Origin of the sequence: Siccibacter colletis (assembly GCF_000696575.1) — a bacterium.
Classification (GTDB): domain Bacteria; phylum Pseudomonadota; class Gammaproteobacteria; order Enterobacterales; family Enterobacteriaceae; genus Siccibacter; species Siccibacter colletis.
The window spans coordinates 111,545-123,705 of record NZ_JMSQ01000011.1 but is presented as its reverse complement, the minus strand read 5'-3'; the positions used below and the strand labels follow the sequence as shown (position 1 = coordinate 123,705).

The 12,161-nt window shown below is 57.8% G+C and carries 12 protein-coding genes; 3 read left to right on the top strand and 9 right to left on the bottom strand.

Annotated features, from left to right (window positions below):
- Positions 1-52: 52 nt before the first annotated feature.
- The 8 genes from alaS to ET34_RS0113815 all read right to left on the bottom strand — a co-directional run bounded on the left by alaS (position 53) and on the right by ET34_RS0113815 (position 8,660).
- On the bottom strand, positions 53-2,680 hold the full coding sequence (alaS, locus tag ET34_RS0113850) for an alanine--tRNA ligase (protein WP_031523017.1): 2,628 nt from the start codon (positions 2,678-2,680) through the stop codon (positions 53-55).
- A gap of 140 nt (positions 2,681-2,820) precedes the next feature.
- Positions 2,821-3,315, bottom strand: coding sequence for a regulatory protein RecX (locus ET34_RS0113845; protein ID WP_031523016.1), 495 nt, complete (start codon positions 3,313-3,315; stop codon positions 2,821-2,823).
- A 63-nt stretch (positions 3,316-3,378) separates the two neighbouring features.
- Positions 3,379-4,443: a recombinase RecA gene (recA, locus tag ET34_RS0113840; RefSeq protein ID WP_031523014.1), complete on the bottom strand. Its 1,065-nt coding sequence runs from the start codon at positions 4,441-4,443 to the stop codon at positions 3,379-3,381.
- A gap of 92 nt (positions 4,444-4,535) precedes the next feature.
- On the bottom strand, positions 4,536-5,033 hold the full coding sequence (gene pncC / locus ET34_RS0113835) for a nicotinamide-nucleotide amidase (protein WP_031523012.1): 498 nt from the start codon (positions 5,031-5,033) through the stop codon (positions 4,536-4,538).
- Between the two features lie 105 nt (positions 5,034-5,138).
- On the bottom strand, positions 5,139-6,221 hold the full coding sequence (gene mltB, locus ET34_RS0113830) for a lytic murein transglycosylase B (RefSeq protein ID WP_031523011.1): 1,083 nt from the start codon (positions 6,219-6,221) through the stop codon (positions 5,139-5,141).
- A gap of 131 nt (positions 6,222-6,352) precedes the next feature.
- Positions 6,353-7,075, bottom strand: coding sequence for an amino acid ABC transporter ATP-binding protein (locus tag ET34_RS0113825; RefSeq protein WP_031523009.1), 723 nt, complete (start codon positions 7,073-7,075; stop codon positions 6,353-6,355).
- The gene (locus tag ET34_RS0113820) at positions 7,062-7,826 is read right to left on the bottom strand and encodes an amino acid ABC transporter permease (RefSeq protein WP_031523007.1); all 765 of its coding nucleotides are present in this window, start codon (positions 7,824-7,826) and stop codon (positions 7,062-7,064) included. The genes ET34_RS0113825 and ET34_RS0113820 overlap by 14 nt, the downstream gene beginning before the upstream one ends.
- Positions 7,827-7,892: 66 nt before the next feature.
- Positions 7,893-8,660: a basic amino acid ABC transporter substrate-binding protein gene (locus tag ET34_RS0113815; RefSeq protein WP_031523006.1), complete on the bottom strand. Its 768-nt coding sequence runs from the start codon at positions 8,658-8,660 to the stop codon at positions 7,893-7,895.
- Between the two features lie 145 nt (positions 8,661-8,805).
- Between ET34_RS0113815 and ET34_RS0113810 the strand changes: the two genes are divergently transcribed.
- Positions 8,806-9,054 (top strand): KTSC domain-containing protein, encoded by a 249-nt coding sequence (locus ET34_RS0113810; protein ID WP_330218005.1) that lies wholly within the window; start codon positions 8,806-8,808, stop codon positions 9,052-9,054.
- Positions 9,055-9,081: 27 nt separating this feature from the next.
- Here ET34_RS0113810 and tcp read toward each other — a convergent pair whose 3' ends face one another.
- Positions 9,082-10,746 (bottom strand): methyl-accepting chemotaxis citrate transducer, encoded by a 1,665-nt coding sequence (gene tcp, locus ET34_RS0113805; RefSeq protein WP_031523003.1) that lies wholly within the window; start codon positions 10,744-10,746, stop codon positions 9,082-9,084.
- 326 nt (positions 10,747-11,072) lie between these two features.
- On the opposite strand from tcp, the gene ET34_RS0113800 reads away from it, so the two are divergent.
- Positions 11,073-11,693, top strand: coding sequence for a response regulator transcription factor (locus ET34_RS0113800; protein WP_031523002.1), 621 nt, complete (start codon positions 11,073-11,075; stop codon positions 11,691-11,693).
- A 54-nt stretch (positions 11,694-11,747) separates the two neighbouring features.
- On the top strand, positions 11,748-12,158 hold the full coding sequence (locus ET34_RS0113795) for a hypothetical protein (protein ID WP_031523001.1): 411 nt from the start codon (positions 11,748-11,750) through the stop codon (positions 12,156-12,158).
- Positions 12,159-12,161: the final 3 nt, after the last annotated feature.

Below are 12,161 nucleotides of genomic sequence, written 5' to 3'. Positions count from 1 at the left end.
CAACGCGCCAGCGCAACCTGGCGCATTAGCGCGTCAGGACACCCCATTGTTATTACAGTTTTGACGCCACCCAGCTTTCAACGCTTGCCAGTGCCGCAGGCAGGGCCTGTGCATCAGTGCCGCCAGCCATCGCCATATCCGGACGACCGCCGCCTTTACCACCGACCTGCTGGGCAACCATACCAATCAGTTCGCCCGCTTTCACGCGGTCGGTAACGTCTTTAGACACGCCAGCAATCAGAGAAACCTTATCATCAGCCACGGTCGCCAGCACCACGATAGTGGAGCCTAACTGGTTTTTCAGGTCGTCTACCATGGTGCGCAGCATCTTCGGTTCGACATTGGTCAGTTCGCTGACCAGCAGCTTCACGCCGTTGATCTCTTTCGCACTGTTAGCCAGACCCGCGCTCTCCTGAGCGGCCTGCTGCGCTTTGAGCTGCTGCAGTTCTTTTTCCAGCTGGCGCGTACGATCCAGCACCGAGCGTACTTTGTCGCCGAGGTTCTGGCTATCGCCTTTCAACAGCTGGGCGATGTCCTGCAGCTGATCGTTCTGCGCGTGCAGCATCGCCAGCGCGCCTTCACCGGTAACGGCTTCAATACGACGCACACCCGCAGCGGTGCCGGATTCGGCGACGATGCGGAACAGACCGATATCACCCGTACGACGGGCGTGGGTGCCGCCGCACAGCTCGGTGGAGAAGTCGCCCATGCTCAGCACGCGCACGCGGTCATCATATTTCTCACCAAACAGCGCCATAGCCCCTTTCGCTTTCGCGTCTTCGAGCTCCATGATGTTGGTTTCGATTGGCAGGTTGCGGCGGATCTGCGCGTTTACCAGATCTTCGACGGCACGAATTTCCGCAGGCTTCATGGCCTCGAAATGGGAGAAGTCGAAACGCAGCCCCTTATCGTTTACCAGCGAGCCTTTCTGCGCAACGTGCGTGCCGAGGATCTGGCGCAGCGCGGCGTGCATCAGGTGCGTCGCAGAGTGGTTCAGGCGGATGCGTTCACGACGCGCTTCGTCGACCTGCGCATTCACACCGCTGCCCACTTTCAGCACACCGCTGGTCAGTTTACCCACGTGACCGATCGCCTGGCCGTATTTCTGGGTGTCGCTGACGTCGAAGCTAAAGCCGGTACCGCCGATAATGCCTTTATCGCCAACCTGACCGCCGGATTCTGCATAGAACGGCGTGGTATCCAGGATCACGACCGCGTCCTGGCCTGCGGAGATCTGCTCTACCGCGTTACCATCAACAAACAGGCCGGTGACGTGCCCGGTCAGCTCAAGCTGGTCGTAGCCTTTGAATTCAGACGCAGAGTCAACGCGGATCATCGCGTTATAGTCGGCACCGAAACCGCTGGACTCACGAGCGCGACGACGCTGCTCTTCCATTGCGGCTTCGAAGCCCGCTTCGTCAACCTTGAGGTTGCGCTCGCGGCAGACGTCGGCGGTGAGATCCACCGGGAAGCCATAGGTGTCATACAGACGGAACGCGGTTTCGCCATCCAGGGTATCGCCCTGCAGCTTCGCCAGCTCTTCGTCCAGCAGCGCCAGGCCACGCTCCAGCGTACGGGCAAACTGCTCTTCTTCGGTTTTCAGCACCTGCTCAACCTGCGCCTGCTGGCGTTTCAGGTCGTCACCTGCCGCGCCCATCACCTCAATCAGCGGGCCTACCAGCTTGTAGAAGAAGGTCTCTTTCGCGCCCAGCATGTTGCCGTGACGGATTGCGCGACGAATGATGCGGCGCAGCACGTAGCCGCGGTTCTCGTTCGACGGAATAACGCCGTCGGCCACGAGGAAGGCGCAGGAACGAATGTGGTCTGCGATTACGCGCAGGGATTTGTTCGCCAGATCGGTCGCGCCGGTTTCTTTTGCCACGGCCGCGATAAGCTTGCTGAACAGATCGATTTCATAGTTGGAGTTAACGTGCTGCAGTACCGCAGCGATACGCTCAAGGCCCATCCCGGTATCCACGGACGGCTTCGGCAGCGGTTCCATCGTACCGTCAGCCTGACGGTTGAACTGCATGAACACGATGTTCCAGATTTCGATATAGCGATCGCCATCTTCTTCCGGGCTGCCCGGCGGGCCACCCCAGATGTGATCGCCGTGGTCGAAGAAGATTTCGGTGCACGGACCGCACGGGCCGGTGTCGCCCATCTGCCAGAAGTTATCTGAAGCAAATGCCGCGCCTTTATTGTCGCCGATGCGGATAATGCGCTCGCGCGGCACGCCCACTTCTTTTTCCCAGATGTCGAACGCTTCGTCGTCAGTTTCGTATACCGTTACCCACAGACGATCTTTCGGCAGGTTGAACCACTGCTCACCGGTCAGCAGTTCCCAGGCATATTGAATGGCGTCCTGTTTGAAGTAGTCGCCGAAGCTGAAGTTACCCAGCATTTCAAAGAAGGTGTGGTGACGGGCAGTGTAACCGACGTTTTCCAGGTCGTTGTGCTTACCACCGGCACGTACGCAGCGCTGCGCGGTCGTCGCTCGGGAATAATTACGTTTATCCATGCCAAGGAAAACATCCTTGAACTGGTTCATCCCGGCGTTGGTAAACAGAAGGGTCGGGTCGTTATTCGGCACAAGGGAGCTGCTGGCAACAACCTGATGCCCCTTACTGTGGAAAAAATCGAGAAACGCCTGACGGATCTCAGCGGTGCTCTTGCTCATAATTATCCTGAAATCAAGCTAACGAGTGTCGTAAGGCGGGAAGAGCGAAGAGATTATCCCCCCTCTCCTGCCCGGCTTATCGGGAAAAAAGTGGGAATAAGATAAGTTTTCTTTACAGGGAAGTAAAACCCAGAGTGCAGTCAATCGGCAAAATTTCGGTAGATTTCCTGGATATCTTCCATCAGAAAGCCGCGATAAAGTAAAAAGCGCTGCACTTTGGCTTTCTGCGCAAATTCCGTGGGCAGCGGCTCACCGTATTTCTTCGTCGCCTGGTCCCAGGCTATCTGCGTCCAGTCGGTTTCACACTCCGCCATTGCCGCATCGCACAGCTCTCGCGCCACGCCTTTTTGCTGCAGCTCCTGACGCACGCGACGCGAGCCGTACCCTTTGCGCGCACGGCTGGCAATGAACTGACGCGCAAAGCGGGCATCATCCAGCCAGTGTTGTTCCAGGCAGGTGGCAATGACTTTTTCAATATCTTCCGCTGCCGGCGGCTCTTCTTTTTGGCCGGGAAAGGTGGCAACCAGTTTTTTACGCAGCTCTTGCTCGCTGTGATCGCGCATCGCCAGAATACGCGTGGCGCGGTCAAGAAGGCGGGCATAGCCGGAGCGGCGGGGAGAAGGGGTATCTGACATAGTACGGAAACCAGAATGGGGAGCGGTAGAAAAGAACAAGGGCTGCCGGAGCAGCCCTTAGGATTAGAAGTCTTCTTTCGTTTCTTCGACGTCTTTGTCGTGGTCATCGACCACGAAGTCCGGCGTGCCATCCTGATTGTTCAGCAGCATCTCACGCACTTTCTTCTCGATCTCCGTCGCGATAGCAACGTTCTCTTTCAGGAAGTTAGTGGCGTTAGCTTTACCCTGGCCAATCTTGTCGCCCTGATAGCTGTACCATGCACCCGCTTTCTCGATCAGCTTGTGCTTCACGCCCAGGTCAACCAGCTCGCCGTAGAAGTTGATGCCTTCACCGTAAAGAATCTGGAATTCAGCCTGTTTAAACGGCGCAGCGATTTTGTTTTTCACCACTTTTACGCGGGTTTCGCTACCGACCACTTCGTCGCCCTCTTTCACCGCGCCGATACGGCGGATATCAAGACGGACAGAAGCGTAGAACTTCAGCGCGTTACCCCCGGTGGTGGTTTCCGGGTTACCAAACATCACGCCGATCTTCATACGGATCTGGTTGATGAAGATAAGCAGGGTGTTGGACTGCTTCAGGTTACCGGCCAGCTTACGCATCGCCTGGCTCATCATACGTGCCGCGAGGCCCATGTGAGAGTCACCGATTTCGCCTTCGATTTCCGCTTTCGGGGTCAGCGCCGCAACGGAGTCGACGACGATAACGTCTACCGCACCGGAACGCGCCAGCGCGTCACAGATTTCCAGCGCCTGCTCACCGGTATCCGGCTGCGAGCAGAGCAGGTTGTCGATATCAACACCCAGCTTGCGAGCGTAGACCGGGTCCAGCGCGTGCTCGGCGTCAATGAACGCACAGGTTTTACCGCTGCGCTGTGCAGAGGCGATAGCCTGCAGAGTCAGCGTGGTTTTACCCGAAGACTCCGGACCATAGATCTCAACGATACGGCCCATCGGCAGACCACCTGCGCCAAGCGCGATGTCGAGCGAGAGAGAACCGGTAGAGATAGTCTCAACATCCATGGAGCGGTCTTCACCCAGACGCATGATGGAGCCTTTACCAAATTGCTTTTCAATCTGGCCAAGTGCTGCCGCTAACGCCTTCTGTTTGTTTTCGTCGATAGCCATTTTTACTCCTGTCATGCAGGGTGAGCCCTATTGCGCCACGCTGCGTCATTCTGTTTTGTTGCGGCAATTATACTGTATAGTCATACAGTATCTCAAGCCTTTTGTAGAAAATGTTGCCACAGTGTAGTGAGGGCATACGCCGTGGCCTGGCGGCGTACGGATTCACGATCGCCGTGAAAACGCTCGCGGCGGGCCAGCACCTTGCCAGCCGGCCCGGCGAAGCCGAACCACACGGTGCCGACGGGTTTTTCCGCGCTGCCGCCGTCCGGCCCGGCAATGCCACTGACCGCAATCGCATAGCTTGCAGCGGCGGCATTTTGCGCGCCCTGCGCCATCTGTGTGACCACCTGCTCGCTCACCGCGCCGTGGGCTTCAAGCGTTGCGCCATCCACGCCAATCAACTGCTGTTTGGCATCATTACTGTAGGTCACAAAGCCGCGTTCAAACCAGGCGGAGCTGCCGGCGATATCAGTGATGACTTTCGCTACCCAGCCGCCGGTGCAGGACTCGGCAGTGGTGACCGTTGCGCCCTGCTGTTTCAGTGCCGCCCCAACCTGCTGGCTTAATGCTGTCAGTTCGCTGTCCGTCATAGTGGGTTCCGATTGTAGAGAGAAAGCGCCCCTCGCGGAAACGCTTTCTAATTATTTCAGGCAATTACATCATTTTCTTCGACGCGCATTCCATCATCACGCGGCTCAGCGCACCGAGGCCAGCGCCACCGCCTGCCCGAGCTGCCACACCGCCATCGCATAGTGGGCGCTGTGGTTATAGCGCGTGATGGTGTAGAAGTTCGGCAGCCCGTACCAGTACTCATAGCCGGTTCCCACATCGAGGCGCAGCAGGCTCACTTCACTGTAGTTGCCCAGCGGCTGCTGCGGGGTAAGCCCGGCTGCTGCCAGCTCGGCCGGGGAATATTTGGTGTTGAAGCCGGATTTCAGCCCCGGTGCCTGGCCCATCGCCGGGATGGCCACCGGCTCGCCGGTTTTCCAGCCGTGGGCTTTGAAATAGTTTGCCACGCTGCCGATCGCGTCTTCCGGGTCCCACAGGTTGATATGACCGTCGCCGTTAAAGTCCACGGCATACTCTTTATAGGAGGATGGCATGAACTGCCCGTAGCCCATCGCGCCGGCAAACGAGCCTTTCAGATTGAGCGGATCGTCCTGCTCGTCGCGCGCCATCAGCAGGAAGGTCTCCAGCTCGCCAGAGAAATACTCAGCGCGGCGCGGATAGTTAAACGAGAGCGTGGCGAGGGCGTCCAGAATGCGGGTTTTTCCCATCACGCGGCCCCAGCGCGTTTCAACGCCGATAATGCCAACAATAATCTCCGCCGGTACGCCATATACCTGCTGGGCGCGCGCCAGCGCCTCGCGGTGCTGGTTCATAAACACCACGCCGTTCTGCACGTTATCCGGGGTGATGAACTGGCCGCGGTAGCGCAGCCAGGCGCCCGTCGGCCCCGTCGGCCCGGTTTTGGTCGGTGCCTGGCGGTCCATCAGGCGCAGCACGTAGTCCAGACGTTTCGCCTGGGAGAGGATCTCGTGCAGCTGCTGGCGGTCAAAGCCATGCTTGCTGACCATCTTATCGATGAACTGTTGCGCCGCCGGGTTGTTGGCAAAATCACCGGAAGCGAGCAGGACATTATGTTGGGGTTGCAGCAGGAAGCCGCCGGAAGGGGTTCCTACGGTTTCAGCAATGGTTTCTTGTTTTCCCGGCTCGCTGCTACAGGCGGCAAGCAGAACACAGAGCGGTAACAGAGTGGCAAAGCGGCGCGTGAGCATGAGATATCCATATAGCGTAAATGACGATGCGCTCATGGTAGACCATCTCAGAGAAAGCGTGAATCGCGATCCCCTCGCCAGACGACATCCAGTGAAAAAAAGCCGCCGGGCAGTGCCGACGGCGATGCGGGTTACAGCACTTTACTGAGGAAGGCAGCAGTACGCGGATTGGTCGGAGCGGTGAAGATCTGCTCCGGGGTGCCCTGCTCCTGAATCACGCCGTTATCGATGAAAATCACCCGGTCCGCCACTTCCCGGGCAAAACCCATCTCATGGGTCACGATAACCATCGTCATCCCTTCAGCGGCAAGATCCTTCATCACGCCAAGCACTTCGCCCACCAGCTCGGGGTCAAGCGCCGAGGTCGGTTCATCAAACAGCATGATCGACGGGCCCATTGCCAGCGCCCGGGCGATAGCCACGCGCTGCTGCTGCCCGCCGGAGAGGCTCGATGGCCAGGCGTCGCGCTTGTCGCTCAGTCCGACCTTCGCCAGCAGGCTCAGGGCCAGGGTTTCCGCCTCGGCGCGCTTCATACCGCGCAGGTTGATCGGGGCCATCATCAGGTTTTGCAGCACCGTCATGTGCGGAAACAGGTTAAAGCGCTGAAACACCATGCCAACGCTTTCCCGCATCTTATTGAGATCGGTTTTCCGGTCGTGGATCGCAAAACCATTCACCTCGACTTCGCCTTCGCTCACGCTCTCCAGCGCATTCATACAGCGCAGGAAGGTGCTTTTGCCGGAGCCGGACGGGCCGATAACGCACACCACTTCCTGCGGTTTAACGTCGCAGCTGATGCCGCGCAGCACGTGGCTGTCGCCGAAATGCTTGTGGAGGTTATTAATGTGAATCACTTTTGCCAAACCTCTTTTCCAGACGGTTAACGCCCTGCGCCAGTATGAAGGTGATCACCCAGTAAACCAGGGAGATGGTCAGGTAGGGTTCCCAGTAGGTGGCGTAGGCACCGGAAACGGTACGCGCCGCGTAAGCCAGGTCCGCCAGGCCAATCGCCGACGCCAGCGAGGAGTCTTTGACGATGGCGATAGCGTTGTTGCCAAGCGGCGGCAGAATGCGGCGAAACGCCTGGGGCAGGATCACCTGACGCATGGTTTTCCACCACGGCATGCCCAGCGCCCGGGAAGCTTCCATCTGGCCTTTATCGATGGACTGAATACCGGCGCGGAAGATTTCCGAAACGTAAGCCCCGGCGTTCAGGGTAATCGCCACGATACAGGACAGAAACGCACCGTACTCCGAGCGCAGCCCGCGCGCCAGGTCGCTGGTCATGATGCCGCTGGTCACCAGCAGGCCATCGCGCGGGTTGATGAACAGCGGCACCAGCGCAAAATGCACCACCATAATCTGCACAAACAGCGGCGTACCGCGAATGGCGCTGACGTAAAAGCGCACCGGGAACTGCACCAGCCAGCGCAGCACGTATTTCCACGGCCCGTGATCGGCGCGCGCCATGCGCCCCAGCCCGAGGGTTAAGCCCCACAGCGTGCCGAGGATGACACAGATAATGGTGCATTTGATGGTCATCCAGGCGCCTTCCATAAACAGCGGGCCGTATTCCTGAATGATCTCCCAACGAAATCCTGTCATAGCGTCTCTCTAAAAAAAGCGGCTACCGCAGAGGCCCGCGATAGCCGCACTTTATCAGGCGTGAACTTACTGGGCCGGCAGCGTCGGAACGCTCTCGTCGAACCAGGTCTTATAGATGGTGGCATAGGTGCCGTCAGCAACGATCTTCTTCAGGCCGCTGTTGATTTTTGCCAGCAGTTCGTCGTTACCTTTTGCCACGGCGATACCGAAGTACTGGCGTTCAAATTTGGCGTCCGGCACCAGTTTGAACTGCTTTTCCGGGTGCTGTTTGATGTAGTACTTCACCACGCCCACATCGCCCACCGCCGCGCTGACGCCGTCTTCAAACAGCTCCTGCAGCATCAGCGGGGTATTATCGAAACGCTTGATGGCGGTGCTGTTTTTGCCCAGTACGTCAGAAACCACAATGTCGCCGGTGCTGGAGTTCACCACGCCCACTTTCTCGCTTTTCAGCGAATCCAGCGAGGTGACGGTTGAACCGGACGGCACGACAATGGACTGTTCCGCCGGGAAGTACGGCGCAGAGAAGTCCACCATCTGCTTACGCTTATCGGTGATGGTGATGCCGGAGATAATAATGTCGCGATCGCCGGAACCGAGGGTGGCGAAGATCCCCTCCCACGGGGTGTTAACCAGCTTCACGTTGAAGTTTTCCGCTTTGGCGATGGCTTTGATGATGTCGATATCGAAGCCTTCGAGCTGCTTCTGGCTGTTTTCGAATTCAAACGGACGGTAAGTGCCGCCAGAACCCACCACGTACGTTTCCTGAGCGGCAAAGGCGCTGCCCGCCAGGGCAACCATCAGACCACACGCCTGCAGTAATTGCTTAACCATCATCTGAATCCTTATTTTTATGCAAATATTATGCATAAAAATACATATAGTGGTGCAGCGACGCAACTAAAAAATATGATATTTCCTGAGCGGCGCACTGGCCGTCCACACCCGCAGGTATAAAGTTTCGCCAGGCTGGACCGATATGACTCTTTTACCATCACCACAAGACGCGAATGATATGAAAAGACATGAACTCCGGTCCCGCACATTCAAAAGCGCAGGTTACGATCCCACCTGTTCAGTAATGGAAATTGAGCACGCCAATGGCCGCGTGGAGCAGTTTTTAGGCGTGCCCGCTAAAACGTATCAGACGTTTATGATGAGCAATGAGAAAGAGACGTACTTTACGGCCAGCATCAGGAACAGCTTCTTTAAAGTGACCGTTGGCTGACGTCTCTTCCCGTTAACGCATGGAAACTCAGAACGTTTCCCAGTGTTCTCCACCGGCTTTGCCTGCCATCGAAGGTACCAGAGCCTGTGGCTTCTCCCGCGCCGGCGGCACGTCACGTACCGGTGAGCTGTGGTTTGCCTTCAGCTGGAAAACAGCCACCGCCTGACGCAGGCGATCGGCCTGATCTTCGAGCGCTGCCGAAGCCGCAGCCGACTCTTCCACCAGTGCGGCGTTCTGCTGCGTTACGCTGTCCATCTGTGATACTGCCAGGCTGACCTGCTCAATGCCTTTGCTCTGCTCATCCGACGCCGAGGCGATTTCACCCATAATGTCGGTGACGCGGGTTACCGCCGTAACGATCTCTTTCATGGTATCGCCCGCCTGATGCACCAGCTCAGACCCCATACCCACGCGGGTCACAGAGTTGTCGATCAGCGACTTAATCTCTTTAGCTGCCTGGGCGCTACGGCTTGCCAGGGTACGCACTTCCCCGGCAACCACCGCAAAGCCGCGCCCCTGCTCGCCGGCCCGCGCCGCTTCTACCGCGGCGTTCAGCGCCAGGATATTGGTCTGGAAAGCGATGCTGTCGATGACGCTAGTGATATCGGCAATCTGCCGCGAGCTGTCAGAGATCTCCTTCATGGTCGTGACTACCTGATCCACCACGCGCCCGCCCTTGCCAGCGGTTTCCGAGGCATTCTTCGCCAGCTGCGCGGCCTGACGGGCGTTGTCGGTGTTCTGTTTCACCGTCGCCGTCAGCTCTTCCATACTGGCAGCGGTCTCTTCAAGCGAAGCGGCCTGCTGCTCGGTGCGGGATGACAGGTCGTTACTGCCCGCGGAGATCTCCCCGGCACCGGTATAGATCGATTCCGAGCTGTCGCGCACTGACCCGACGGTGCGGATAAGCGAGTGCTGCATGGCTTTCAGCGTCGACACCAGCTGGCCCATCTCGTTACGGCCTTCCCCTTCAATGGTGTGCGTCAGGTTGCCGTCAGCGATGGCGCGAATATGCGTCATGGCACGCTGCAGCGGCACCAGCAGCAGATGCTGCAGGCCAAACCAGATCACCGCGATAATGGCCACGACCGCCAGCGCAATAGTGCCCAGCGTCCACTGCATGCTGGTGAAGCTGCGCTGGTTATCCTCTGCGGCCACCTGCAGCAGACGGTTATTCTCTGCCCGCCAGGTGCTGTAGCTGCTCTCCAGCGCATCCTGTGCCGCCTGCGCATCCAGGTTGCCGTAAGCTTCATAGTTGTTGGCGCGCAAGAACCCGATCGAGGCCTGCAGCACATCGTGATAGGCGCTGAGCTTTGCCTGAATATCGCGGGCTATCGCCTCGTCCTGTCCGGCAAGGCGCGGGGCGTTCTTATAGGCCTCAAACTGGCTCTGCGCCCGGCCCAGGGATTCATCAGCCACGCCAAGCAGCTTATCGATGGCTGCCAGCGAGGCCGGGTCGCGCTGGTTCTTCAGAAAGCGGATCGCCACGCGGGTGACGGTGACGCGGGTTTTCACCAGCGTCTGAATGCTGTCGCCCAGCTGCTCCTGCTGGAAGTTAAGCTGGCCTGAATTCTGGAAATTATCCCGATCCTGGCTGACCGATGAGTAGAACAGCCCGCCGGTAACCACCTGCAACAGGCTGAAAATAAACAGGATTATGACAATCCCGGTGATGACTTTTAGGTTTTTTAACATGTGCTGCGTTCCCCGATAAACCCCTGAATGTTGTGAAATGTTTATCGGTTTGTTATGAACAATCTTTATCCAGCACAACAACTTATGTATACAACGCAATGATTTCCTGACGAAAATATATTTTATCCGCAGCGATACGCCGCCTGATGCTTTTCCGCCAGCCTGTAACCGAAACATAAAATACCATTAACAAAAAAGGTGTTTTATGAATATGGTAATTACATTCACATCGAATTATTCTTCATAATTATGCTTTGTATTCTGCCTGGGGCTGGCGGGATACCGTTGATTCGATTGCTTTTTCCAGAGCATCGCAGGGCACGAATATGGAACAGATAATCTACGTAGTGGATGACGATGACGCCGTCCGCCGCGCCGTCGTCCGGTTACTCCAGTCCGAAGGCCACGAGGTGGCTGATTTCAATTCTGCGCAGGCGTTTCTTTCCCACGACTTTTGCGAAAAGCCGGGCTGCCTGGTGCTGGACATGAACATGCCCGCCGCCGATGGCTTTGATGTTATGGATGGCCTGTCCCGACTGGGCCGGGCGCTGCCGGTCATCTTCCTCACGGGCTTCGGTACTATCCCCCTTACCGTTAAGGCGATGAAAACCGGCGCGCTGGAGTTCCTCACCAAACCGGTTAACCCGGTGCAGCTGTTGCAGGCGGTGGCGGAAGGGTTGCGTCAGGCGCAGCAAAACTTTAGTCATCTGCGTGAACACCATGCGTTAACGCAGCGCCATCAGTCGCTGACCCCACGCGAGCGAGAAGTGCTGGAGCTGGCCATCGGCGGGCTGCTGAATAAGCAGATTGCCACCGCGCTGGGTGTGAGTGAGATCACCGCCAAAGTGCATAAGCGGCGCGTGATGGAGAAGATGCAGGCACGCTCGCTGGCGGATCTGGTGCGCAGCGCGGAGCGCCTGAACATCGTGAAGTCCCGCAGCCGATAATTTTTTGCCGCCGCCTTGCTGTGGCACCGTACCCCGTTTTCAGGAGAAAACCCGATGACCACCGATCCGTTATCCGACCCGCGTACCCAGCTTAAATCCATCTCTTCAGCGCTGCGCAAACTGCATAAAGCGCTGGTGGATTTAGAAACCGAGCGCTTTGGCAACCCCGGCAGCCCGTTTGAGCATCTGCAGCTGCTGACCACGCACCCGCAGTTCGCCTGGCTGCGCCAGATTTCAGAGATTCTGGTCGAGATTGATGAGCGCCTGGACGACAAGGAAAATCCGGTGGAGGCAGCGACGGTGGAGAACTATCGTAAGGCCACGGAGAGCCAGCTGGCACTGGGGCCGGAAAACGGCAGCGAGTTCCATCACAAGTACCTGAACGCACTGCAGGAATCGACCCAGGTAGCGATGGCGCACGGTGAGCTGCGCCACCGTCTGTCACAGCTCGCCCCCGCCGCCTGACGC